Source organism: Lysinibacillus sp. NPDC056232, assembly GCF_042267565.1.
Taxonomy (GTDB): domain Bacteria; phylum Bacillota; class Bacilli; order Bacillales_A; family Planococcaceae; genus Lysinibacillus.
The window spans coordinates 15407-41672 of the sequence record NZ_JBHJTF010000012.1; the positions used below are offsets into that span (position 1 = coordinate 15407).

The 26266-nt window shown below is 34.0% G+C and carries 25 protein-coding genes, 3 pseudogenes and 1 riboswitch; of the genes and pseudogenes, 24 read left to right on the top strand and 4 right to left on the bottom strand.

Going from position 1 to position 26266, the window contains the following annotated elements; all coding sequences use genetic code 11:
* The first annotated feature begins 242 nt into the window (after window positions 1-242).
* The 18 genes from ACFCYJ_RS11150 to ACFCYJ_RS11235 all read left to right on the top strand — a co-directional run bounded on the left by ACFCYJ_RS11150 (window position 243) and on the right by ACFCYJ_RS11235 (window position 15396).
* Complete coding sequence (locus ACFCYJ_RS11150) at window positions 243-668, top strand: hypothetical protein (protein ID WP_376074051.1); 426 nt, start codon at window positions 243-245, stop codon at window positions 666-668.
* Window positions 669-730: 62 nt separating this feature from the next.
* Entirely contained in the window at window positions 731-1132 is a 402-nt protein-coding gene (locus ACFCYJ_RS11155; RefSeq protein ID WP_376074052.1) for a hypothetical protein, read from the top strand.
* 68 nt (window positions 1133-1200) lie between these two features.
* Window positions 1201-1569 carry an SMI1/KNR4 family protein gene (locus ACFCYJ_RS11160; RefSeq protein ID WP_376074053.1) on the top strand — a complete coding sequence of 123 codons (369 nt, stop codon included), beginning with the start codon at window positions 1201-1203 and terminating at the stop codon, window positions 1567-1569.
* Window positions 1570-1787: 218 nt separating this feature from the next.
* Complete coding sequence (locus ACFCYJ_RS11165) at window positions 1788-2228, top strand: hypothetical protein (RefSeq protein ID WP_376074054.1); 441 nt, start codon at window positions 1788-1790, stop codon at window positions 2226-2228.
* 79 nt (window positions 2229-2307) lie between these two features.
* A complete protein-coding gene (locus ACFCYJ_RS11170; protein ID WP_376074055.1) occupies window positions 2308-2775 on the top strand; it encodes a hypothetical protein in 468 nt (155 codons plus the stop codon).
* Window positions 2776-2870: 95 nt separating this feature from the next.
* Window positions 2871-3161, top strand: a complete 291-nt coding sequence (locus ACFCYJ_RS11175) for a hypothetical protein (protein ID WP_376074056.1) — start codon at window positions 2871-2873, stop codon at window positions 3159-3161.
* A 153-nt stretch (window positions 3162-3314) separates the two neighbouring features.
* Window positions 3315-3695, top strand: a complete 381-nt coding sequence (locus ACFCYJ_RS11180; RefSeq protein ID WP_376074057.1) for a hypothetical protein — start codon at window positions 3315-3317, stop codon at window positions 3693-3695.
* Window positions 3696-3732: 37 nt separating this feature from the next.
* A complete protein-coding gene (locus ACFCYJ_RS11185) occupies window positions 3733-4302 on the top strand; it encodes a suppressor of fused domain protein (RefSeq protein ID WP_376074058.1) in 570 nt (189 codons plus the stop codon).
* A gap of 201 nt (window positions 4303-4503) precedes the next feature.
* Window positions 4504-5151: an SMI1/KNR4 family protein gene (locus ACFCYJ_RS11190; RefSeq protein ID WP_376074059.1), complete on the top strand. Its 648-nt coding sequence runs from the start codon at window positions 4504-4506 to the stop codon at window positions 5149-5151.
* 317 nt (window positions 5152-5468) lie between these two features.
* On the top strand, window positions 5469-5630 hold the full coding sequence (comX, locus tag ACFCYJ_RS11195) for a competence pheromone ComX (RefSeq protein ID WP_376074060.1): 162 nt from the start codon (window positions 5469-5471) through the stop codon (window positions 5628-5630).
* On the top strand, window positions 5621-7957 hold the full coding sequence (locus ACFCYJ_RS11200; RefSeq protein WP_376074061.1) for an ATP-binding protein: 2337 nt from the start codon (window positions 5621-5623) through the stop codon (window positions 7955-7957). The genes comX and ACFCYJ_RS11200 overlap by 10 nt, the downstream gene beginning before the upstream one ends.
* Before the next feature lie 182 nt (window positions 7958-8139).
* Complete coding sequence (locus ACFCYJ_RS11205; protein WP_376074062.1) at window positions 8140-8832, top strand: endonuclease V; 693 nt, start codon at window positions 8140-8142, stop codon at window positions 8830-8832.
* Between the two features lie 28 nt (window positions 8833-8860).
* A complete protein-coding gene (locus ACFCYJ_RS11210; RefSeq protein ID WP_376074063.1) occupies window positions 8861-10159 on the top strand; it encodes a serine hydrolase domain-containing protein in 1299 nt (432 codons plus the stop codon).
* 638 nt (window positions 10160-10797) lie between these two features.
* Window positions 10798-13668 carry a hypothetical protein gene (locus ACFCYJ_RS11215; RefSeq protein WP_376074064.1) on the top strand — a complete coding sequence of 957 codons (2871 nt, stop codon included), beginning with the start codon at window positions 10798-10800 and terminating at the stop codon, window positions 13666-13668.
* Window positions 13669-13757: 89 nt separating this feature from the next.
* Window positions 13758-14012, top strand: a complete 255-nt coding sequence (locus ACFCYJ_RS11220; RefSeq protein ID WP_376074065.1) for a hypothetical protein — start codon at window positions 13758-13760, stop codon at window positions 14010-14012.
* Window positions 14013-14154: 142 nt separating this feature from the next.
* Complete coding sequence (locus tag ACFCYJ_RS11225; RefSeq protein WP_376074066.1) at window positions 14155-14406, top strand: hypothetical protein; 252 nt, start codon at window positions 14155-14157, stop codon at window positions 14404-14406.
* Window positions 14407-14419: 13 nt separating this feature from the next.
* Entirely contained in the window at window positions 14420-14899 is a 480-nt protein-coding gene (locus ACFCYJ_RS11230) for a PH domain-containing protein (protein WP_376074067.1), read from the top strand.
* Between the two features lie 140 nt (window positions 14900-15039).
* A complete protein-coding gene (locus ACFCYJ_RS11235) occupies window positions 15040-15396 on the top strand; it encodes a YhjD family protein (RefSeq protein ID WP_483869479.1) in 357 nt (118 codons plus the stop codon).
* Between the two features lie 25 nt (window positions 15397-15421).
* Here the strand turns inward: ACFCYJ_RS11235 and ACFCYJ_RS11240 are convergent, their stop codons facing one another.
* Together ACFCYJ_RS11240 and ACFCYJ_RS11245 are read right to left on the bottom strand one after the other, a co-directional pair.
* Window positions 15422-16465 carry an Ig-like domain-containing protein gene (locus ACFCYJ_RS11240; protein WP_376074069.1) on the bottom strand — a complete coding sequence of 348 codons (1044 nt, stop codon included), beginning with the start codon at window positions 16463-16465 and terminating at the stop codon, window positions 15422-15424.
* Window positions 16466-16608: 143 nt separating this feature from the next.
* Entirely contained in the window at window positions 16609-17121 is a 513-nt protein-coding gene (locus ACFCYJ_RS11245) for a hypothetical protein (RefSeq protein ID WP_376074070.1), read from the bottom strand.
* Between the two features lie 95 nt (window positions 17122-17216).
* On the opposite strand from ACFCYJ_RS11245, the pseudogene ACFCYJ_RS11250 reads away from it, so the two are divergent.
* Together ACFCYJ_RS11250 and ACFCYJ_RS11255 are read left to right on the top strand one after the other, a co-directional pair.
* A pseudogene (locus ACFCYJ_RS11250) lies at window positions 17217-17759 on the top strand (zinc-binding metallopeptidase family protein); the annotation flags it as partial.
* A gap of 271 nt (window positions 17760-18030) precedes the next feature.
* Window positions 18031-19002, top strand: a complete 972-nt coding sequence (locus ACFCYJ_RS11255; RefSeq protein ID WP_376074071.1) for a glutaminase — start codon at window positions 18031-18033, stop codon at window positions 19000-19002.
* Window positions 19003-19194: 192 nt separating this feature from the next.
* Here ACFCYJ_RS11255 and ACFCYJ_RS11260 read toward each other — a convergent pair whose 3' ends face one another.
* The gene (locus tag ACFCYJ_RS11260) at window positions 19195-20547 is read right to left on the bottom strand and encodes an amino acid permease (RefSeq protein WP_376074072.1); all 1353 of its coding nucleotides are present in this window, start codon (window positions 20545-20547) and stop codon (window positions 19195-19197) included.
* 162 nt (window positions 20548-20709) lie between these two features.
* A riboswitch (glycine riboswitch) is annotated at window positions 20710-20786 on the bottom strand.
* A 560-nt stretch (window positions 20787-21346) separates the two neighbouring features.
* Complete coding sequence (locus tag ACFCYJ_RS11265) at window positions 21347-21730, bottom strand: rhodanese-like domain-containing protein (protein WP_376074129.1); 384 nt, start codon at window positions 21728-21730, stop codon at window positions 21347-21349.
* Between the two features lie 564 nt (window positions 21731-22294).
* Between ACFCYJ_RS11265 and ACFCYJ_RS11270 the strand changes: the two genes are divergently transcribed.
* The 4 genes and pseudogenes from ACFCYJ_RS11270 to ACFCYJ_RS11285 form a co-directional block, all read left to right on the top strand.
* Complete coding sequence (locus ACFCYJ_RS11270) at window positions 22295-23125, top strand: lipoate--protein ligase family protein (protein ID WP_323647118.1); 831 nt, start codon at window positions 22295-22297, stop codon at window positions 23123-23125.
* A gap of 399 nt (window positions 23126-23524) precedes the next feature.
* Window positions 23525-24319: pseudogene (locus ACFCYJ_RS11275) on the top strand (ribonucleotide reductase N-terminal alpha domain-containing protein); the annotation flags it as partial.
* Window positions 24320-24412: 93 nt separating this feature from the next.
* Window positions 24413-25294, top strand: a complete 882-nt coding sequence (locus ACFCYJ_RS11280; RefSeq protein ID WP_376074073.1) for an endonuclease domain-containing protein — start codon at window positions 24413-24415, stop codon at window positions 25292-25294.
* A gap of 206 nt (window positions 25295-25500) precedes the next feature.
* Window positions 25501-26175 (top strand): annotated as a pseudogene (locus ACFCYJ_RS11285) (hypothetical protein); the annotation flags it as partial.
* Window positions 26176-26266 lie beyond the last annotated feature (91 nt).

The following is a 26266-nucleotide window of genomic DNA, read 5'->3' on the forward strand; positions in this document are numbered from 1 at the left end:
AGGATTTTATAAGGAAAACTAAAGTATCGTAATTTTATGTGAAATATTTCTGTAGAAGAAATTCATTCTTTTTTATGCATGAACTATTAATTATTGGAATTAGCAGAGAGAAGGAAGTAGGAAAAAGAGTGTATCATAATGAAAGGATATGTTAAGTTAGATATTCCTGGAATATATATGGAAGATAAATTAATGAAATTTTATGTAGACAATGATTCAGCTTTATAAGAGGTGAAACTACAATGAAAATTAGGTTAGAAAACTGCATTCTTTCGTTAAAATTTATAGAAGCGAAAGCTTTAGTGGATGGTTTGACTAAAGATGAATTTGAGGATTATATATTGGAGTTGTGTTATAAATCAGAAAGTATTATATATTATTCTTTTGTTTTAGATTTATTAAAATGTAGGGAAACAGCTTTCCTTCACTATATAGCTTCAATTATTTTATCTCACCCATTATGTCATTTAGAGGGGGCTTATCAGGCAGCATTTTATCACGCTAAAAAGGCAATCGACTGGGATGGAGATGATGTAGAGCTTAAAGAATTTTTATTATTTTTTAATGCTATACCTGATAAATTATTAAATGATCAAGAGGCTAAAATACTGGCTGAAAAAGTCTTGAAAATAAAACCAGATAGTGAGGTTGCAAAAAAGCACAGATAATAGGAGCTTGATTGGTTTTGGTTATATCTTAGACTACCAAATGAAAAGAAGGTTAGAGCATAGTGCATTTAAAAAACAAAGAACTAATTAAACAGAGATTAGACGGTGCTTGGGTTTATGAGAGAATCGTAAAGATTGAATATAATGTTGAAAATGATGTTGAAGATAACTATGTTGGAACACTGGATCTTACCTTTCATATTACCTTTATAGAAACAAAAGAACCTTTCAAAATAAGGATTAGATATTATCATGTTGACGATTTAACGATAAGAAAAGCAACAACTTTTCCACTGTCTAGGGATTTAATTGTTCATGATATGAAAGAGCAAGGTTTGGTGAGCAGCCAGCGTTATCATGTACATGATGATAGTGGATATGGTGAAAATGATGGATTCGAATTTATTGAATTTTATTGTACGTCTATGGAAGTCATTGCGGTAGAAGAATTTTACGAGATTTGAATAGAAAGAATGGTTATGAATGGCGTGAATTACCAAAAATTAAACCATCCTTAGGGAGGTAATGTAATATGACATATGATGAAGTGGAAGCGGTTTTATCTCAAGTGTTGGATAGAGAATGGGATAAATTAGATCCACCTTCCTTAAATGATTGGGAAAAAGTAGAAAAAAGATTTAATTGCAGATTTGGGGATGAATTTACATATTTTTTTAACTTAATTTCTAAATATGTATTACCAGGCATTTTAAACGTATCAACAGGAAAAAATAATGGGAATGATTTAATTACGTTTGTGTATGATTATGAGATTAATAATGGCAATTGGAATGCAAATATGATTCCATTCCTCGAGATTGGTAACGGTGATTATTTTTGTATAAATGCAAAATACGGCCCAGTATCACCTGTATATTACAATTCTAGTGAAGATTTTTAATATTGAGGAATACAATACAAGCTTTGAAGAATGGATAAACAACTTACCTCAGTTTTTAGATGGATAAATATTGATAGCCTTGATAAAAGTTTCATTGAAGTTTCTTCTTCTGCTAATAATTATTTGTATTACATAAAAGAGATAAACCTCTCCAACTTTGAATTAGAATAATCAATAGCTGATTGAGGGCTCTGAAAATTTTAATAGAAAGGAATTATATGAAAAATCTTAAGAAAGTTGAACTTTCTCAACTAAGTGATATTCGAGTTGATTATTATTTTGGGGTTTCAGAAGAATTGGAAATATTAGTAATAAAGTATTCTGGAACATACGGGTTCGGATCTGCTGGAAATACTGATGCTATTTATATGAATGCTATGGGAAAGGCAGCAATGGAAGTATGGGATCCTGGTGCCATTATTATTGATCTACAAGATTTAAATTATGAATGGGGAGATATGCTAGACTATGTGTTTAATATTAGTGCAGATAAATACCCTAATGAGGCATTACCATTAGCTGTTATTGTTGGAACGGGCTGTGAAGAGGCAGTTAGAACATTATTATTAGGAATTGATAGTAAAGAACCCATAGATAAAATTGGATGGATATTTAAAGATCTCGAAGCGGCTTGTAAATATATTAATAAGAAATTCTAATTCGAGGGAAATTTATAAATGCAAAGCTGTCCAGAGTAAAGCAAAACTGAGAGAATTTATCCTAGTTTCTGTAAAGGAAGTGAGTAGAGTTATTGATAACAATTTACCTATTGTTCCTTGGGTAGGACTTGGAGGGATTAAGCTTTATAGTCATATAAGCCAGTTCTACGATTTAATTGTTAATATGGATGAGAAGTCAAGGTTGTTTACAAAGTTTTTTATTAGATACGAAATTAAAGATTCTGTAGACTTGTGGTTCAATTTGATGAATGGGAAGCTCTTTAAGATAACGGCATTGAAAGATTACAAAGGGTTATTATTTAACAAGATACATATTGGGATGCATATTGATGAGGTGCTCAAAATAGAGCCGAGTTTTCAATATCATGATTTTGAAGAAGTCTATGTTAGTTCAAATGGTATATATATTGAAACTGATCCAATTGAGCATACCGTATTGTGGATGTCGGTATTTGTTAAAGAAATAGATAATGATGATTTGAGAGAGGGAATTGGTAAAGAGTGCTTATGGAGAATTTGTCGGTAAAAACGAGAAACATACTACTACAGGCAGGCTGGAATCCAAATAATAAGATTGACGTAACTAAATCTGTAATTTTTCGGAATTGATGGGATATCTTAGTGTGTGATTCTGTGATTGATGTATTAACCGTTTTTGGTGGGATGACATATAAATTTAAACACCCTGACGGAAGTATAGAAACATTTCATTTTAGCCCTGAAGAAACAGTAGGGAATTATTATGAAAAAGTAGACTTTGAGGAATTTGAGGCGCGGATAAATGAGCCTTTTGTTGTAGTAGGTGAAGCGTTTCGTGGTTATTTAATTATGTTTATCGCTCAATCGGACAGGTGTTTGGTAAAAATGCAAGCTCATTATATAAATTCGGCGACAATATTTTTGAAGCATTAGTTACTCTTTGTTTATTTAAAATACCGGAAGAAATCAATTAAAATAGGTGATATTTACAACTTGGTCTAATCGGAATTCAGGATGAAAGTGCTGTTATTGAAGATATAGGGAATCTTTAATTATAAACAATGGTCAAAGGAGTAAACAATGCAAATGACAAAAGAGTGGTATGAAGAAACAGTAATTCCAAAAAAGATTCCCAATTTCAGTTCAACGAATGTTAACTATATTACAGGTTTCAATTATTATATAGGATACAATTCATATTATGATGAAGTTTCCTATTTAGAAGTAGTTTTTTTAGTAGAGATGGATAGAAGTAAGTATACGTTGAAGATGAAATTTAATGATGTTTCTTCTCTTGATTTAATAGGATTCGGAAATAGTTATAACCAATTAATGGGCTTTACAATTCATAATTTAAGTAACAATGGTTTTGAATTAGATAATAAATATTTAGTAGAAGATTATGAAAACAACATTATTAAATTTTACTGCGCTAATTTTGAAGTGCTGTCTTTAGTTGAAATTTAAGCGGAAATAATATAGAAGGAACTAAAGGAGAAATTAGATGATTAACTATGGAACTCTTTACTTCGATCATTACACTAAATTTTTAGGAAAGCCAATCGATCGGGAGGTGTATAAAGATAGTGAAAAAATGCCAAGTATCCAAATTTTGAAGTATGAAAATGTCTTTGAAGAATGCTTGGTTTATACCACACTTGGTTTGAGTAAATTTACCGAAATAACGGGCGATTATATTGAGATTTCTATGGTAGTTGATGGAGCGTTTAATAGTTCGGGCTATATTCTTGCAAATACGTTATTTTACTGTGTCCAAAATCAAATGCAGATAGGGAGAGGCTTAGCAATAAGTGGAATAGAGAACATTGATGCTGCTTTTGTTCATAAATATAATAAAAGTGCTGTCTATTTTACTGAGCTGTATGCTTTTCCAGAAGAATATAGTACGGCCCATACAGACTCTAACGAAAGGGATGGAAAACTGCTGTTAGCATTTTTCATTTCGCAGTCCGAATATGATTATTTTGCAAAACATGGAGCAGAGAAATTTGAGGATATGTTAGAAGAAGGGAACGTGGATCCATTTAACGTTAAAAGAGCTTCGGTGGTTTAATAGGGAGTGTCTGCCCGCTAAATAGATTAATAGACTTAATATATACATAAAAAGGTAAATATATATGAATCTAAAAGAAGTTAAAAAAATTCACCAGACAGATTAGCAACAGAAACGATAGCATTGATTTTTCAAAAAACTTTAATTGAATTTGAGAAGGGAATAGTAATCCAGCAGATATAGATTACAAGGTGGTGAACAATGTTTAATTTAAATAATATTTCTGATTTAATTAAAAATGCCCCAGCAAGTGAGAATGAAATTCGTAGTCTAGAAGATAAAATGAATATTAGACTACCTGTTACATATAGAAGCTTACTAAAAAACACTAATGGCTTTTCCATTGCTGGTGGTGTGTTGATTTATGGTACTGAGGATCTTATGGAGAGAAACGAAACTTGGGAAGTAAATGAGTATGCAAAAGGTTTCGTTGCTATTGGCGATGATGGTGGCGGCAATGTCTTTTTAATGGAACTAAATGATGAAGAGAGTAAGATATTCGTCTTGGATTGCGGAGATATGAATCCACAAAATGCAACTATTATTGCCGTAGAATTTAACAGTTGGGTTGATAGCGGTTGTGTTAGTGAGTTAGAGGAAGGGGAGTTAGATAACCCTATTGAAACTTGTAGCATTGTGTTAACAGCTTTACCCATTGGCGGATTAAAAGATTTAGTCAAAATAAAAAATGTTTTGCACATAAAGATATCTGCTTTTGATTTACTAAAATGTTCTAAAACACTTCCTTGTGAACTTGTTAATGAATACCCTTACTATCAAGCGATAAGGCAAATCGAATCATTGGGGGAAATTGGACAAGGACTAAAAGTAGTTTCTTTAAAAAGATAAATTATAAAACATTAGCGTGTTTCGACTTTTAAAGAGTAGAAGGAATACGCTTTTTTATTTTAAATTTTGAAATGATATTTAGGTATGGAAGTTTAAAATAGTGTTAAAGATAAATATTTTAAAAATTGGTACATTGTGTGAAAGTGCTACGTAATCTATTGTTTATTTAGCGAATTGTAGAAAATATTGTTGATTAAAAGTAAAACGATAGTATAATGGAGGTGTAGTTACATTTTTGGTTATTAATCCCTTGGTAATGATTGCCAATAGCACTCCGGAAAGTGTAACTAAAAAAAATAATGAAATGGGGAGATTTTATGATTAACATGATTCAATATTTGGAGCAAAATCCGTCGTTGGTAACTTTGTTAAAAGAAAAAAAAGCTTCTCTATTTGGCGTTACAGAACTTGAACAAAAGGCAATTCTAGAATCTTTTGATGTAGAGCTGCTGCGTGTAGATCTTCGCCTTTGGTACTAAGTAATATTAAAAGTAAGTGGTTTTTGCTTGTAATAAGTATTTATTTAATAATTGGTTTTTATTTACTTTATGTAACTTATAGCAAGTCTTTTATAAATATTGAGGTTAAGGAAGAAAATGGAGAATGGTTAGTGGTAGATTCATATTACAGAGATTGGGCTACTAAACAACAAATTGAAGCCGGAGATATTATTTTAAATGTAGATGGAACAGAGATCAATAATATTTCTAATATAAAGTATGACTTCGTATTACGAGCAGCAAATGACTTAACGATAAAGAAACCCAATGGTAACTTAATTTATGTACACATAAAGCCACAAGATATTCCCCAACAATTTTATTATGTTCTAATAGCACCAACTTGTTACTATTTTTTAACGCTAATAATTTCTCTATATTTATATTTTAAACAAAAAGATAATCCTTTAGTGAATTTACTTATATTTTTTATTCTAACTGTCTCATTGGCTTATGTTAGTATAGGAGTGTCAGGTAGATTGGATAATATCGGTACTATTGTAAACCGAAGTAGTATGCTATTGTGCCTAGTCCTATTAATTCACTTTCTAAAGAAATACTTTTTGTTTTTGAATTTAAAATGGATATTTATTAACAATATTAAAATATTTTATATACTTCCTTTGATTGCTGTTTTTTTAAGTATTTGTAGTATATTATATCCTTTTACCAATCCTATATTCTCTAGTTTAACTTTATGTATATTTTTCACTTTGCTAATTGTAATTCTAGGTATATTGGGAATAAGTTACTTTAAATTTAAAACACCACAGTTAAAAATCTTATTGAGTAGTATCATCATCCCGTTTCTACCATTTCTGTTCCTATATGCGCTGCCAAAAATATTTTTCAATAAACAAATACTCTCGGCCGATATAGCTTCCTTATTCTTGATATTCATACCATACAGCTTTATATGTACACAGCTTACTGAACGTATATTTGATATGGAGTACTTTATTACCCGTTTACGTCATTATTTTAATTTTTCATTTGTTTTTACCATTTGGCTGTTAATGGGTCTTTATTGGCTAACTGATTTATCTATTTCAAGCATGGCGAAAATTTTCTTTTTTACGTTCTTTTCTTTAATCGCACTTTTCTATATTAAAGAGAAAATAGATTATCATAAGCGAAAAATTCTTTTTTCAACAAAAGGGGATTATATCCATCGATTGTATACGACAGTTGATAGTATTGGAAGGGTCGTAAAGATTGAAGACTTGCTTGAGAGATTTGTCCAAGAAATTGCTTTACACCTTGAGATTAAACATGTTTACGTATTAACCTACGATTTGCAAAGACATCAAGTTACTTCCACAAGCACATCAAAAGAATTTACTCAAAATCAATTGAACGAAATACAGCTTGAGCAACTCCGATTGGGAGATATAAAGAAGACAGAGCATTTTTATATTGCTTTTATCCACCAAGATGTGAATTATAAAAGAATACTAGTCGTAGACCACAATAAATCTATTTATCTAAAGGATGAGGAATTATTATGGCTTGAATTATTGCTTTTATATGTAAATAATTTTATAGAAAATACGAAAATGGTGGAAGATCTATTAGAACAGTTAAAGCATATGAAAGAGGCTGATAAAAGTCAGTTACCGTGGCTCAATAAGCTACTTTGGCTACGATTTGAAAAAGAAAAATACCAATTAGCTCAAGAGCTTCATGATACCGTTTTACAAGAGCAGCTCCATATTGCTAGAGAGATGGATGTATTTATCCATGCGAAGAAAAAGACGGATATTCAATCGGGTCTTACTAAGATTCATGAACACATGATTACATCTTTAAATGATTTAAGAGGCTACTGTGAAAATTTAAAGCCGCCATTATTAGATACATTAGGCTTAAATGCTGCGCTTGAGAAGCTTATTCAAAAAGTTCATAAGCGTGCTGATTTTGTTTTAATTTACACAATTGATCGTCTATATTTAGAGGATGAGCGTTTAAACTTGATGATTTATCGGCTCTTCCAAGAGTTGTTAAACAATGCGTTAAAACATTCGTATGCCAACACTGTCGAAATTCATCTGTTAGAAACAGAAGAGGGCTTTGAAATTATTTATTCTGATGATGGTGTGGGATGTGAAATGGATGACATCATTCTTGCTGAGTCAATGGGCATCAGGGGAATGCAAGATAGGGTACAGGCCTTTCATGGTCAGTTTTCTATCAACACCAATGTAGGAGAAGGAATGTCCATTCGAATTAAAGTAATTGAAAGGAATTTTACTCATTCCTATGACTACGATACGTATCATAAAAGGCCAACTCCTAGTAGAGGATAAGAGATGAATAGAAAGAAAGACATGAGCTATTTTCGTACCTCCTAATCTTTTCGTATTGTGCAAAATTCACAGTACGTGTATGGATTGGAGGTTTTTGTGTTGGATTACAATATATCCCTTGATAAATACCGTTATTTATGTATCATGATAGTATATTTATATATAGAGGAGAAGATATCTTCATGGAAATGGAAGAAATGATCCTAAATTATACATCGCAACAAAATGAATTAAGGAAGCGTATTTCCCTACAAAACAATTTTTCAGCTAATCAAATTAAACTCGTTGCAGGAGTAGATATTGCCTATTGGGTTGAAAATAATAAAGAATATGGAGCTTGTTGCATTCAAGTTATTGATTTTAATTCCAAAAAGATCGTTGAACAAATTGAGTACATAAATGAAATTACAATTCCATATATTTCTGGGTTTTTAGCCTTTCGTGAATTGCCTCTTGTATTAGAGGCTGTAAAAAAGTTGAGAACGAATCCAGACCTTTATATGTTTGATGGAAATGGTTATTTGCATAGTCGTCATATGGGCATTGCTACACATGCCTCATTCTTCTTGGAAAAACCGACAATTGGTGTTGCCAAAACTTATTATAAAATAGAGAACACAGATTTTATAATGCCAGAAAATATAGCTGGGGCGTTTACTGATATTGTGATTGATGAGGTAGTATATGGTCGTGCTTTAAGAAGTAGAAAGGATGTTAAACCGATATTTGTTTCATGTGGTAACGAGATTGATTTAGATACGGCTACTAATATAACGATGTATTTTATTGAAAAAGATAGCCGTTTACCAATCCCTACAAGATATGCGGATTTGGCAACTCATCAGGCAAGGAAAATCCATCAATATAAAGTATGATAAATCATTCTAGTAAGGAGAAACTCACATGCCAATAAAGGAACGATTAAATAATTGGGTAGATTCTTATAATCGAAACGGTTATTTGAATGGTACTATTTTAATTGCATCTAATGAGAATATTCTTTTAAACAGAGGATTTGGTATGGCGAATTGGGAGCATAGCGTTCCAAATGTGCCAACAACAAAATTTCGTATAGGGTCACTCACGAAAGCATTTACAGCTATGGCTATACTTCAATTGCATGAGAAGCAAAAATTGAATATAGACGATTACGTAGGAAAATATCTACATGATTATCCGAATGGTCAACAAATAACAATTTATAATTGCTTAACTAATAGTTCTGGGATACCTAATTATACAAATTTTTCTGATTTTTGGTTTCATACAATGAGATTGCCATCAACGTTAGATCAGCTAATTGATTCCTTTAAAGGTAGGGCATTAGAGTTTCAACCTGGTAGTAAATTTGGCTATTCAAATTCAGCGTATGCGTTGTTAACAGCCATTATTGAAAAAGTTTCAGACATGTCTTATGCAGATTACATACAGCGGCATATATGCCATCCATTAGGTATGTATCATACAGGCTGTGATGATGGAGTAAAGGTGATTCCAGGTTTAGCATCTGGCTATTCATTTTGGGAAGAGCCAATTCATGCAGCGTATGCCGATTTGTCATTTCCATTAGGTTCCTATGGTTTATATTCGACAACAGAGGACCTATTTATTTGGGATCAGGCCTTAAAATCTTCCGAAATCCTTCATAAGGAATTAACAGAGAAAATGTTGACTCCAAATCTTGGGTCTTATGCGTGTGGTTGGATGGTCTCTGAATTAATGGAGAAAAAATGTGTGCATCATTTTGGTGATATTAGCGGTTTTTCAAGTGATTTTCTTAGATTTGTAGATGACCAAGTTACGATTATCTTTTTAAGCAATATGAATGTTTCACCTGTCATGCATTTAAGTAGAGAGATTGCAAAAATCGTTTTTGATAAAAATGTATCTTCACCGGCACCTAGAGTTCCGATAGCATTCACAAAGAGAGAATCTATCGTCGGACAATATGTAATAGAAAATGAAGACAAAGTACTTACCATTACTATTAAAAATAAAGAACTTTATCTAACAGTCCCTAAGATGTATGGAGCTTTATATAAATTTAAGCTTATACCATTTAGTCATGACTCTACGAAAACAGCTTTTTTAACCGAGATGATTTATGAACGATTGATATTTTTTTATTCAATATCAGGCGAAGTAGAGCGTGTGCATTACGTCGATTGTTATGAAAAAACTTATATGCTTTATAAGCAATAGAATGGAGCATCAATATTATATTTTGAAACTTAGAAAGAGGCATCCCAAATCATTAGTTGAGATGCCTCTTTGATTTTATTCATTAAATGCGCTTAGCGTGAGCACGAAGATACTTTTCAACATCATTGTAAAGTTCTGCTTGGTTTGCGTATTTTACGTAGCCACTCTAAAGGTTTATAAAGATCCTCCGTAGTACCACCAATCCCCTTATTTTCTTGTTAATATCCTAATAAACAGTTGTATTATGATATATTTCCTGAAACTAGAAACATATAATTTGCTCCGTAAATGCCTTGTTCAGGTTAGTTATTTGAATCAGTTTTATAAATCACATTTTTCAAAATCCCAGAATCCCTAGTCTCTTTGTTTGAAGATGTCTATTGCTTGTCGCATAGGAGCTTGTTTTTATACTAAAGGGACTAAAAATATGAAATTTGCTAAAATAAATGACATTTGCTGAATAAAAATATGAACTGAAAAACTTAGGTAGTATAAAAATTTATATAAAATCAAAATATTATTATTTTTTGCATTGAAATAGGAGGAAATACACTTTTTAGAATTAATCTATAAAATGAAGAGAATTATTAAAAATGTAGCCGATATAATTCAATAGATGATAGAGGAGGTATGGAAATTTGAATAAAAAATTACTTTTCACAGCTGCAGCTATCCCAGCAGCTCTATTTGTACCAACAGTTGCAGGAGCGGCAGGAGCTGATACAGTTACAGTTACAGGGAAAAATACAGTAAATGAAACATTAAAAGCTTCTATCGAAAACTTACCAGCAAACTCAATTGTTAAAGGTTATCAATGGTACTATGTAGATGGCTCTAATGATTCAACGAATAAACCAATCTCTGGTGCCACAACAGCGTCATTTACAGTACCAGTAGAAGCAGCAGGCAAAGCAGTTTTCGTGGAAGCGACTACAACAAATGGCGATAAGTATAAGAGTGAACCCTGTTCGATTAATGAACTAAAACTTTCAATAACTAAGCCAAGAATAGATAGTAGTTCAAATTATGCAGTACCTGGTGAATCAGTACAAGTAGGAGGAGCAATTGTAACCGATGATGCTGGGGCAAAATTACAAAGCAATCAAATTACATACAGCTATCAATGGTTTTATAAAGTTGGTGAATCCTTCACAATAATTGATGGAGCTACTAAGGACACATACAGAATTCCTAATAATGCTTTAACAGATGGCATTACAGATATAATGGTCAAAGTACAGGCAAAGGTAGGAACTTCTTTGGTAGAATCTGTTGAGTCTGATGTGATAACAATATCTAATGAACCATCCGATTCAATGATTGAAGAAATTAAAACTTTATTAATAAATGACAACAAATATAATGTAACAAGTTTAGAATCTTTTAAGGCAAAAGTAACGGAATTAGAAAGTAAATATCAGGGACTATCTGCTGCAGCAAAGGCGAATGTGAAAAATTATGATGTATTAAAGAGAGCGACTGCAGATGTAGATTTAATAAGCAAGTTAAATGAGAAAGTAGATAAAGTTAATGAAGTGAATGAAAAAGATCTGTCAAAATATTTAAAAGAAATTGAAGAGGCCTATGATAAGTTTGATTTATTACAACGTAGCTTAGATCTAAACGATGCCTTATACAATAGCATTAAAGACATTTTGAAAGATCCTACAGATATCGAAGACTTTAAAGAAGTTAGAAGACTAAATCAAGAGATTGTTGCACTATTAGACTATAAAAGTTCATTTGTTACGTATGTACCTACTAGCATCGAATCTTTAAAATCAGCAGTAGAAACAATTGAAAAGGATATAGCGAAATTATCTCAAAATTACCGAGCGACTGTTCAAAATCAAGCAATTTTAAGTGATGCTAAGTCGGATATCAAAAAGATTGAACAATTTATTAAACTTTTCGATAAGTTGTCAGAAAAAGATTCAACTAGCAAACAGGTGACTACAGCAAAATCTATACGTACGGCTTTTGAAAAGTTAACTTATAAACAACTTAAGCTTGTACCAGAAAAATATATGAATACATTACTTAAAGCTGAAAACGCAGAAAACAATCAAATAGACAACTTAAATAGAGAGATTGACAGTTATGTCGGCGATGTGGATGACAGTTACCCTATAGATCCATCAAAAGATTCTTGGCAAGGACATGTCAGTAATGTAAACCGTATTATTAATGAATATAAGGGTTTAACGAAAAATTCAGCGGCTAAAGTTGTCGGATATGATAGCTTGGTAACTTTACAAAAGGATTTTAAAGCAGCTGAAAAAATCATTAAGGACATGGACGCTTATCAAAAGCTTTCAGAAACGCCGGGGGTAGCTGAGAGTAAGTTAAAAACGAACTACACGAATGTATTGAAAGCTTACAATAAGTTAACTAGTTTACAACAATCGCTTGTTTATAATGCTAACGATTTTTTATTAAATACACCGACTATTACAGTTGATTTAAATGGTAAGGAACCTGCTGATAAAGCTGCTGCATTGGCTTTGAAAGCCGAAGTTGAGAAGCTTGCTAATGTAACGAAATATACATTTGCACAATTCGAAAGTGCTGTAAATGCAGCAACGACAAAATATAAAAACCTATCTTCCGGTGGACGAAAGTACGTCACAAACTATTATTTATTAACAGCTGCGAGTAAAGATCTTTCTGGTGTTAAGTCATTCCATAAAAAAGTGCAAACTGCCCGAGAAGAAACCGATGCAGCGAAACAAGCGAAAAAAATTCAAACCGTACAAACTGCATATGCTAAGCTGCCAGCAAATCAACAGCATTTAGCCAAACAGCAATATGAAGATTTGCTCAATAATCGTCTAGAAGACGGTAATGCACCAGATATCACAACATTAAATAATGAAATTGCAAAAATGGTCTCAAATGATAATGATTCGTATACAGTATCAATAGAAAAGATTAATGAGCTTTCAACTCAATATAAAAAGCTAAGCTCTAGTGATAAAAAACGTATTACGAATGCGTCGATCTTAACAACAGCGGTTTCCGATGTGAAAAAAGTAGAATCATTTATGAAGACGTATGAAAAATCATTTACTAGTAACCCAACAACTGTTATTAAAGCTTTTAATAAGCTAACTTCAAAACAAATGAGTTTAATTAGTCCAGAAATACGACAATCCATTATTGATAAAGATCAAGGTCAACAACAGTCTAATGAAAGTGCTTTGAAATTAGTTGAATCCATTAATTCACTGATTGTAAATGGTGAATATATTGATGACTTGGAAACGAAAGTAAAAGAAATCCGAACAGCATATGATGGCCTTAGTTCTTCGGAAAAGAGCGTCGTGAAAAATTATTCTAAACTAACACAAGCCGAGAGTGACTTGAAAAAAGTAGCCGATGTACATGCTCTTTATGTACCTGCGACAGAAGATAATGAAGCAGCTCGTAAAACTTGGCAAACTGCCTATGGTAAGCTCTCGAAAAAATTAGAAATTTTATATAAGAAAATGTATGCAAACGATTTATAAAATCGTTTAAAAGCCAAACCCCGAATAACGAAATTATTCGGGGTTTTAATGTGCGCGCCATGCATGAGGATGTCAATAAAAATTAAAAGTTGGGTGATAAAACGAGAAAGTTTATCGATAAAATTCAAAAGTTGGGTGATAAAACGAGAAAGTGTTCCGATAAAATTCGAAAGTTGAATGACAGTAAGTTTGATAACGCCTTCATGACCAACACCCTGCCGCTGCCACTTCGCTTTCGCGCAAAAAAACACCCTACCGCTTCGCACGTTGCCCTGACGCTCCCAAGAAAGCGCCCCACTGAAAACGACACCCTTAATTTCATTAATACAATTATTTTTCAGTAAAAAAAGCCTTTTGGTTAAATTTATCTTTTATATTTGTGTAGAATATCAATTCTTCGATATACTATTTATAGTTAATCTGTATAATAATTGAGGATTTTTTGTCATAACAAAAGTAGTTTGACATAGAAGGTAGGAACTAAAGATGTATAAAATAGGTGTTGTTGGCCCAATAAAATCAGTAGAAAAAATTATCGAGTTAGCACATGAAATCGAACAAGATATGGAGGTTATTTCATATATTTATTCGATTGCTACAGAAACGAAACATCTTGTGGAAACCTATAATCAAGAGGTTGATTTTTGGCTATTTTCGGGATACATACCTTATAAAATTGCTAGTCAGACAAGAGTCTCACAGGATAAGCTAGCACATATCATCTTTTCTGACTATTAGGAGCGATGAAGCGATGGTTAAAGCTTTAAATTGTCCAAACTGTGCTGCAACATTTGATCCAACGGAAAATGTTTGCGAGTACTGTGGTAGTTATATTATTACATCAAAGGCGAAACAAATCACTTTTGATTCCGATGAATATAAACTAGCAAATAAAAAAATCTTCTTTCACGAAATTGAAATGAATACAAATGAATTCCCTATACGCTCAGGGGTAGCGAATATGTATTACAGTGCAACTAAATCTGATGGAGGCCGTTTGTTGTTAACAAATCAACGTCTGATTTTTTGCGCTCACGCTTTTAATATTAATCCTAACTTATATTGGGAAATATATTTGGATGAAGTAGATCAAGTTAAACTAGGGTTAAATCTTTTCATCACACAAAGAATTCATGTTTTTGATGAAGAAGAGAATGAAACAACATTTATCGTTTATGGTGGGAAGCATTGGCTAAATGAATTAGATCATGCTTTAAACAGGATTAAATAGGGAACACGACATGCAAGGGACTAGATACTTAAATGAGCGCCTAGTCTTTTTTATTTCCAAAAACTTCCCTTTGCCAAAACACGAACGTCTGTTCTAAAATAATGCAAACGAATGTTCTTTTCTAAGGAGCGAGAGGTTGTATGATAAGTTTCGAGCAAAGGCGACTAATGCACAAATATGTGGTTTATGATATGGCCGTTCAATCATTGCAACGCGACTACAAAGTAATAGAAAACCTTAAATTGAGCAAAGTATATTTGCCAATCCTTGATAAGCTTTTAGATGATATTTCACAAGAATGTTACAATGCTAAAAGGCTGTTGGCCAAAGATAAAATAAGAGTCGTCCGGTGGGAAAAGGTCGATGAAAACTTTAGCGATTTAATTATTGCCACAGCTGGTGAAGACCAAGTGTTTACTTATGCTAATATGGCATTAAAAACACAGGTTGAAAAATTATTATTAAGTCACCAAAATAAAGACCAGGTGCTCAATTGAAAGTGAGTACCTGGTCATTTTTTGTTTAATATTCTCTTACTTCAAATGAAGCGATTTTATCATGAACAATATATTCCGTTACTTTTTTATAAGGTGAAATTGTTTTTGAAAATTTGAATGTTGATGTACCTTGTGCACTTTCAAACCATTTCAAATAGTTATTTATAACTATATTAGTAACGTCATATTCTTTTGTAATACCGTTTACTAATGTGATACTTAAAATCGCATTTGACAATTCATTGTTTGGTTTCTTAACAATTACTGTACTAGTGGCTGTAATATCAGTACCTTCAATCTTCGCAGTAATAATTGCTTCACCTTCGTGAAGGGCCGTAACATTACCATCCTGATCTACAGTAGCAATTGATTCATCACTTGATGACCAGATTACTTTTGCAGTATCAGGTGTAACTGTAGCTATTAACTTATCTTGGCTACTTTCTAGAAGTTCTAGTGCATTCCTATCTAAAGTTATAGATTCAGTAGAATCTATGTTAATTAACTCTCCATCTATATCAATAGCGTCTAATATTAAATACTTAGTAGTTTTATTTTTAATAACTACTTCATGTATTTTATCTTCTAGACCAACTTCTTCATAGATTAAAGTTTGTCTTTGTTGTTTATTGCTGTAAGCAGAATAAGTTTCGATGATTTTCCCATCTATTATAACTTCTATATTTGAAGAAGAAGTATTCCATGCTGGAGAGATAATTCTTAATTTCGTTCCTTTAAAGTTAAAGGTAAAGTAGGAATCAATAGCAGCTTGAGTATTATAAGTAGTAAAATGCTGGGTTTTATTATAATCACTATGTCCAGAAACTATATCCCACGATCCAATATATTTAATGATTGGATTACTATCATCATATCTTTTCCATCCTTTTTCAGGTTTAAGTAACTGATCTCCTATTTTCGCACTATTCTCAGGAGTGTTATTTAAATTAGATACTCCTTCTTCATAGTCAACTCCTTCTGCTGCCGATGCACTTCCGATACTAAAGCTAACTAGTACTAACAGCATTAACGCTAAATAAATAAAACTTTTTTTAAACATATTAACCATTATGTATCCTCCTTAAAATTGTAAAAGGTCATTTCTTTAATTAACCTCCAAAGATAACTTTAACTACTTAGGGACTTTTTTACTATAATAAAAATCGATTATTTTTGATAATAAAAAAGCCACCCGTATGGGTAGCTAAATTATTACTTCAACCTTTCTGTTATAACTGCTACAGGGAAATAATACATACCGATTTCATTTGATTCTTTTTCAGATATATCCATAGATACTGTTCCAACACCAACATATTCAATCGTTAATGTGTTCCAGCCTTCTTCATTTAGCAACGCATCAGACACTTGACTATACTTAGACACTGCGATGTCTTTTGGTGGTAAATTGAATTTATTTGGCGCTAAGTCTATTACTGCTTTAATCTCACCATTTTCAATGGTTAAACTAATTAATTTGTCATTCTCACCCATACCATCATACTCGACTATTTCTTTTACTTCATTTACCGTAATTTCTTTTTCAGATTTGTCTTCAGTATCCTCTTTCGCTTTCAGTTCAGCTAGAGCTTTTTCCTCAGCATCTTTTTGTTCGCTAGATTTAGGGTACTCAATAGATTTATTTTCAGGAATAGGCTTTTCAGCTTCTCCACATGCAGCAAGTAGTAATGCTGACATAGCTCCTATGTAGAATAATTTTTTCATTTCAAAATCCTCCCTTACATTTCCAATTACTATTCTAGGAAATTTGGAGGGAAAAGTACATATAAAAAACAGATAACCTAATAAGAAATTATGCAGCTACTTTTAAGTTTACGGGAAAAAGTGCACATGCAGCAGCAGCACCACATTTGGGACGGAGTGCATTAGATACAGTTGAGCTCATGAATGTTGGGGTAGATGAACAGCATGCCCAAGCTATTTTTAATACATTTACTCCGGAAATTCAGGTATCATCGTTAATGGGTCTAAAAAAAGAAGATGTTGTTCAGCTACAAGGTAAAGTTATTGCGAACCAAATCCCAAGTGTCCTACCTGAATTTATAATGGATGGATCAACGGACGTTGGGGATGTGAACTGGAATGTCCCAACTGTTCAATGTACAACTGTATGTATGGCACTAGGTACACCACTTCATACTTGGCAAGTTGTATCACAGGGTGTTATGCCAATAGCGCATAAGGGGATGTTACAAGCAGCGAAAATAATGGCTTGCACGGCTGTGAATCTAATCGATAATCCAGCACTTATTGAAGAAGCTAAAAAAGAATGGGAAGAACGTCTAGATGGGGAGACTTATGTTTCGCTAATTCCAGAAGGTACTAAGCCTCCAAAACTTTAACTTCTTTCAGCAAATGAAAGTAAAGTCAGCTTCAGAAGTCTCCCACCTCTATAGGTGTGAGATGAAAATGCCTGAGTGACCAACATCGTGTTGGCCTAAAGCCTCCGGACGCAATTATGCCGAGGCATAATTGATAAAAATATACCAAATAGAGTCTTTGTAGGGTAAACTATGGAGGCTCTGTTTTTGCCTATTATTCATTTTTTTTAGTAAAGTGTACTTAAAGACGAGCTATGGCGTAAGATGCCATTTTTTGAAAGGAGATTACAAAATGCCGACAGAACATAACAATCATAATAATAATCAACTTGCGGCAGAATGGGTGGAACAGTTTCGTCCTTTTGCTAAAGAGGGACAATGCGCAAGTTATATTCCTGCTTTAGCTGAAAAAGATCCAAATCAATTAGCAATTTCGATTATCGGTACTAATAATGACGAAATGAAAGCCGGAGATACAACGGAACTATTTACTCTGCAAAGTGTTTCAAAGGTCGTTACATTTATTTTAGCGTGTATGGATCGGGGGTTACCCTATGTTTTAGAGCGAGTAGATGTTGAACCTACAGGTGATACCTTTAATTCCATCATTCGTCTTGAAAGCCATCAGCCTGGAAAACCTTTTAATCCAATGATTAATGCAGGAGCTATTACAGTATCGTCTATGCTTTCCGGAAATTCACCGCAAGAGAAGGTGTCAAAAATCCTTTCTTTTTTAGAACAAATGGTTGGTAAGAAATTAAAGGTTAATGATGAGGTTTATCAATCTGAGTGGCAAACTGCAAATCGAAATCGTTCATTAGCCTATTATTTAATGGATTCTGGCTTTTTAGACTGTTCTGTAGAGGAGGCATTGGAGGTTTACTTGAAACAATGTGCAATTGAAGTAAATGTTTCGGATTTAGCGATGATTGGTTTAGTAATCGCCAATGATGGTTATCATCCTCTAACAAAAACACAGCTTTTTCCTAAGCAAGTAGCAAAATTAGCAAAGGCATTGATGGTTACTTGCGGTATGTATAATGCTTCTGGTAAATTTGCTGCATTTATCGGGTTACCCGCTAAAAGTGGCGTTTCCGGAGCGATTTTGGTGGCTGTGCCAAGTCATGCAGGCTTAGACTCACCTTTTCCTGTAGGATGCGGTATTGGCATATACGGACCAGCAATTGATGACATCGGGAATAGCGTAGCCGGAGTGAATTTACTTAAGTATATCGCTACCGAGTGGAATATGAATATTTTTTAACTTCATTCAGCGGGTGTGGCGGATGTCACGGATTCAATCAAATGAAAGATGACTTCAGTAAATGGAGTCATCTTTTTTACTTTTTTCAGCGGATTTCTATACATCCGCCAAGGATTATACCGTTCATTTGCTATAAAAAAGCCCTGAATAGCTTCACTTTGCTTAAAGTGTCACTATCCAGGGCGATACAACTTAGCGTATTGCTTTCTTTCTTTTCATCTTATAAATAATCAGCAGCAAAATAAACCAAATTGGTGTCAATAGTAATGCGGTACGTGTTGCCTCTGAAATGAACATTACTACTAATAAAAATGCAAAGAAGACAAGTACTAAATAGTTCACGAACGGAGTGAAAGGTGCCTTGAAAATTGATGCTTCATGAAGTGCACGATTTTTACGTTTATAGATGATATGAGAGATTAATATAATACTCCACACCCAGATAAAGCAAATGGCACTAATTGTTGTAACAACACTAAAGGCGTTTTCAGGCATTAATTTACTTAGTAATGCACCAACGGATACAACAATTGCAGACACAACAAGTGCGTTACTTGGTACACTGTTTTTATTGAGCTTTGCAAACGTTGGTGAAGCTTGTTTGTTGTTTCCAAGATTAAAAAGCATGCGGCTTGTAGAAAATAAACCACTATTACCAGCTGAAGCTGCAGATGTTAGAACGACAAAATTAATAATACCCGCAGCAATTGGAATACCAGCTAGTGTAAATACTTGTACAAATGGACTACTAGAGGCAGACATTTCATTCCAAGGATTAATGCATAAAATAACAAATAATGCCCCTACGTAGAATAATAAAATGCGTAATGGAATTTTGTTAATGGCAGAAGGAATATTTTTTTTAGGATTGGCTGTTTCCGCAGCAGAAACCCCTACTAACTCGACACCAACAAAAGCGAAAACAACCATTTGGAATGCCATTAGGAATCCGTGAAGGCCATTCGGGAATAACCCGCCATGTGCCCAAAGATTTTCAACAGAAACTGTGCCAGAGCTTGTTTGAAAACCTGTAAATAACATGAATAGTCCAATCACAATCAGTGCCACAATTGTTATGACTTTTATAAGTGCAAACCAAAATTCTAGTTCGCCAAATAGTTTTACAGTTAATAAATTCAACATTAATAACAGTACTAAACAGCCAATTGCAGGCACCCATTGTGGTATATCAAACCAATATTGTACATAAACGCCGACAGCAATAATATCTGCCATAGCGGTCATAATCCAGCAGAACCAGTATGTCCAGCCGGTGATGTAACCTGCCCAAGGTCCTATGTATTCGGATGCAAAATCAGTAAATGATGTATAGCCAGCATTTGATAATAACAGTTCGCCTAACGCCCGCATGACGAAAAATAAGGCGGTTCCGACAATTAGATAGGCAAAGATGATGGAAGGTCCAGCTAAAGCAATGGCTTTACCGGAGCCTAAAAATAAACCTGTACCGATTGTTCCGCCAATGGCAATGAGCTGCACATGGCGATTTTTTAAATCACGTTTTAATTGTTGTTGTTGTTCCACGTTGCTCCCCCTCAAAGATACGTAAAAACTATGACTGGAAATAAAAAAGAGACTAGTAGTGACACTAGTCCCGTAAACGACAGAATAACAAATACCGATTGCGAATGTTGTATGCAAAAAAAGAAAACATTCGTGTGGTATAGCTTTCATGATGAAAGTTGATATTACTCCTCTGTCCTTTTGCCTGAGATAGTGAACCCTTCGGCGACGCAAAATGCGCTCTCTCCAGAACTGCTCCTGCTATAGTTTTATCCATAGCATTCATAGCTTGTATTGTATGTCTTAATGACATTGTTTTAAGATATTATACATCCTATCAGTGCTACCATAATTATTCAAGGATAAATTTCAGTCAGTATCGAAAAAAAAGAAGATTGGAGTTCGTCTAGGTAAAAACTTTACGAAAAATAGTATTTTTAGACATACGTTAAAATATGGATAATATTTAATGTTTGGTATAAAGGGGTAAAAGAGGCGAGGAACGAGTGAGGGATACGGTTAGAATTTTGGTAATGGAAAGTGAATGTGGTGTGGGCAGTATATTGCCTCTCGTTCTACTTTTTTCTGTCCCATGTATGATCAAGAACTTGGAGAGCAAGAAATAAGTTGTCAGACGTTAAACAATAAATATAATATAGTAGAAACTCAGAATTTTTTGCAAAAAAGAAACCATCTCATAGTCATTTGAGATGGTTTCTCTTTGTGTTAAACAAAGTGAAGTAGAGATATATTAATTTACTTAGTTTCCGTGAGTAAATTTATATATAGTAGTCACTAATGCCTTAACGATTTTTTACTATTATTTTTTTGTCTTTATTTTACCTGTCCAAGTACGGAAGCCACCTTGAAGTTGGTAAATTTGGTTGTAGCCACGTTTTTTAAGAAATAAAGCAGCACGTGAGCTACGGCCTGTATTTTGACAGTATAAATATACTGGTAAATCTGGGCGAATTTCTTTGTGACGTTGACGTAGAGTTGTTGAAGGAACATTTCGTGCGCCTAGAATGTGGCCTGCATCAAATTCTTTTTGCTCACGTACATCGATAAGCTGTGCTTTACGATAGCCTTCAATAAATTGTTCTTGTGTTAGGTTTGTTACGGCCTTTTTTAGTCGTAGGGCATTGATGCCGATATATGCAATTACGACTACTAAAATTACACCGATTGTGATAAGTATGTTCAACAAAATTTCTTACCCCTTTCTATCTTCTTTATTATTATAAAAGATGCGCTAGCGATAGTCCAATGAGTTTGATAAAATTAATTAGATTGTGGCTAGAATTAATCTATCTTTATTTATGGATGTTATTAGTGAAAGGTCACAGAATCATTCCACTACATTCATAGACTTGGGTGGATGATTACTTCAATAAAGAATAGAACTAAACGCAGAGTGTCAAAATTTTGAGAAGTATTGTTTTTTGCTCATCATCTAGAGAAGGATGACATTTGTTAAAACGTATGCCATATATAGGTTGATTGGAGTGAAGGCAGGGCGACTCCTTGGGGATCAGCGATAGAGGAACGAAGGGTAAAAGCATCACATCCTGTGATAACGCCTTCGTGACCAACCTCATGTCGCTGTCGCTACGTTAGCACTACCCTTTCGCACAAAAAACATCTGTTGGCCCGACGCCCCCAGGAAAGCGCCCAGCCGGAACGGAAATCAACCCCACGTTATGGTGATGAGACTTATTTTTGTACACGTTAGCTAATGTTCAATTAAATATTTGTAGGAGATGAAAATATGACAACTTGGTATTTTCTAAATTCAGGGAAATGTAGCCCTTCTTTTAATATGGCTTTAGATGAGGCATTACTTGATTGGCATAGTGAAGGTTTAATTCCACCAGTCATTCGTTTTTATGAGTGGGAGCCAGCAACACTTTCGATTGGCTATTTTCAGCAGGCGAAAAGAGATATTAATTTCGAGGCTGTGCAAGAACAAGGTTTAGGCTTTGTTCGTCGACCAACAGGTGGTAGAGCCGTTTTACATGAACATGAGTTGACATATAGCGTCATTGTTTCAGAAAGCTATCCAGATATGCCTGAATCAGTGACAGAGGCATATAGAGTGTTAAGTGAAGGGATATTGCAAGGTTTTCATAATCTAGGTATGGATGCTTATTTTAGTGTGCCTAATACCGAAGAACAAAGAGCGGATTTAAAGAAACCTAAAAGTGCAGTTTGCTTTGATGCGCCAAGCTGGTATGAGCTTGTAGTAGAAGGTAAAAAAGTAGCAGGTAGTGCACAAACTCGTCAAAAAGGTGTTATTTTACAGCACGGAGCCATTTTACTAGATTTAGATCAAGAGAAATTATTGTCTGTTTTCAATTTTTCAAGTGAAGAGGCGAAGGCACGTATGCGTAGAAAGATGCCTGAGAAAGCGGTTGCTATCAATAACCTTGTTAAAGAACCCGTGACTATTGAACAATGTGTGACAGCTTTTAGAGATGGTTTTGCAAAATCGTTGCAAATTGATTTAAAACCATTTACACTTTCTGAGGAGCAATTAGAATATGTGCATGCACTTGAAGAAAAAAAATATGCATGTGATGATTGGAACTTCAAAAAATAACAAGAAATAGTATTAAATATTGTTTTGTTAGTAAGCGATAAAAGGATTTTTTTTGTTGATATTTTGCTTATAAATGCCTGTTTTTAGCTGATTGTAGTGAAGGGCTACTTGACTCCCGCAGGAAAGCAGTAGCCCGTAACGTAAATCGACATCTTCTAATAAAAGTTGAATGGATAAAAATGGTTGATCGGCATTCCTGAAATAGTATAAGAAAAATATTTTTTATCGTTCAACCCTTGTAATAACAAGTGGTTCGGATTCTATTCGAAATTGCAAGTGTTGAATTAAAAAACTATATATAGTATCTTTTTTAAAGAAACATACACAATATGTAGTGTTTAACGACACGTGATATTGTGTATTTATTATTGTAATGCAGAAAACAAGGGAGGCAAAACGATGGTACTTACAAATCATCAACCCGAAGTAAACAAATTTGAACAGTTAAACAAAGATATTGAACAATTTCCACAGGTTCATCCTGTAACACCTGATATGCACATTACGCATAAAGGTGTATCAAGACTTGTGATGATCGATCGCTACTCGTTTAAGGATACGGAGAAGAAAACGTTAAAAGCTGGTGATTTCGTCGTATTAACAGTGAAGTCAGATCCAAAATTCCCTGCACGTGGTTTAGGGACAATCCAAAAGCTTGATATGTCTACGAAAACAGCAGAAATTTTGATTCAGGAAGATTACCGTAGTGCTTTAGATGATCCGAAAGAACAAGAAACGGGTGTGATAACGCGTTCAATTGACGTGCTAGAAAAGCCTCTTGAAATATTTTATGAACAAATCGCAAAACGAAATGCAACAGGACTTGCTGCTGTTGAAAAAACACTAGAGAAACGCCAAGAATGGTTTGAAAAGTTTTATGAGCAGTTAGTATCATTAAAATTCATTCCAGCTGGACGAGTTATTTACGGAGCAGGATCTGAAACAGATGTAACTTTCTTCAACTGTTATGTAATGCCATTTGTAGCAGATTCACGTGAAGGAATTAGTGATCACCGTAAGCAAGTAATGGAAATTATGAGCCGCGGTGGTGGTGTAGGGACAAATGGTTCGACATTGCGTCCACGTAACACTTTAGCACGTGGTGTAAATGGTAAATCATCTGGTTCCGTGTCATGGTTAGATGATATTGCGAAGCTGACTCATCTTGTTGAACAAGGTGGTAGCCGCAGAGGTAAGCATAATCTAGGTGCTTCTGCGTAAACAAACCTCGTGAATTGCTGGGAACTCTTTAACGGAAATATTGTCACTTTAATCGAGGTGGGAAATATGGATGTTTATGATGCGAAACAGCCACAGACATGTTTAATATGTGGTTTTACAATAAATCATAATAAACAAGGATGGTTTACGTCTCATTTGAAAAATGAGCATAATTTAACATTAGATAATTATTTAATATCTTATTTTTATCCAGTAGAAATGGTGACCTGCCAATATATTTTATGTAATAAAAAAGTTAAATTGAGGCGAGGTATTCCCAATCAATTTTGTAGTAGTAGCTGTAGAGGAAAAGGTGAGCCTTTAACTTGTGTAATTTGTGGAAAACTATTCGATGAAAAACATCGGCAGACTAAAACTTGTAGTAAAGAGTGTGCGAGTAGGCTTCGATCACAAAATACAGGAAAATGGCATAATGAAATGTCGGATGAACAAAAGAAGATTCATTTTGAAAATATCATTTCTAAAACAGCTAAAACTAGAAAAACAAATGGAACTCCTTCATGGAATAGCGGTAAGACAGGGGTTTATAGTAAAGAAACCATCGAAAAGATTCGACAAGCTGCATTAAAGCAAATAGAGAGGGAAACATTTAGAAAAACTAGTATTGAAAGAGCTTTAGAGCATTTCTTAGTTGAACAATCAATTCCCTACAAATATTCCTTCATCTTTGAAGGAGCACAATTTGATTTTCTACTATTAGGGACAAATATTCTAATTGAGTGTGATGGCGATTTTTGGCATGGGAATCCAAAATTTTATACCTCTTTTTATGAAGTTCAAAAGAGGATAAAAGCCAGGGATATTGAAAAAAATCGAATTGCAGCGGCTCACGGGTACACTTTACTCCGTTTCTGGGAAGATGAGATAAAAAATGATTTTGAAAATGTTAAAAAACGCATTATAAATGCACTGCTAGCTACAACGTAACTGGAAACGGTAAGCGTGAATGCTTAAAAATAGCAGTGGGATAAAGACAATCAGCAGCCAAGCCTCTTTCAGAGAGGAAGGTTCAACGACCATCGAAAGCACGCTAAGTTAGCGGAAGTGAGTAGAGTAGGAGTGAAGCCACTCCGAAGTGCGAGGACATCTAATAGATGTAAGATATGGTCTCAACTTCTATGGTGACATAGAGAGTGGGTGTAGCGAACCCGCGTAAGAAATCGGCCCAAATGATTATGCTGGCGGATTGGCATCCTGATATCGTGGAATTTATTATTTCGAAAATGCAAAATCCACGTATTCTTCGATACCTAATCGAAAATACAACGGATAATTCAATTATTCGTCTAGCAAAAGAAAAATTAAACTTTAAGCCTCTTTCATCTCAAGAGGAAGCTATGTACCAAGGTATTGTTAACTATAAAGGTATCGAAGGCTTAGGCGGTTTTGATACGGCTATTATTCGTGAAGCAGAAAACAAACTTCGTGATGGTGGTACTTATACTGTTCACAATCAAGAGTTTTTAACTGGTGCAAATATTTCTGTAACATTAACAAAAGAATTTATGCAAGCTGTAGAAAATGACGCTGACTTTGAGCTTCGTTTCCCAGCTGTTGAAGAATATACAAAAGAAGAAATGGCTATTTACAACAGTGAATGGCATAAAGTTGGAGATGTGCGCGAATGGGAGAAAATGGGCTATAAAGTACGCACTTACCGCACGATTAAAGCGAAGGAATTATGGAATTTAATCAACGTTTGTGCAACATACTCTGCAGAGCCAGGTATTTTCTTCATCGACAACGCCAATGACATGACAAATGCAAAAGCTTATGGTCAAAGCGTTGTTGCGACAAATCCGTGTGGTGGACTTCGCCTCACGTTAAAAATTGCGGGATAAAGCGGGAAGGCTGAGATGCTAATCCGAACCGAAGGCTAAAGGTAAAACTTAAGTCAGG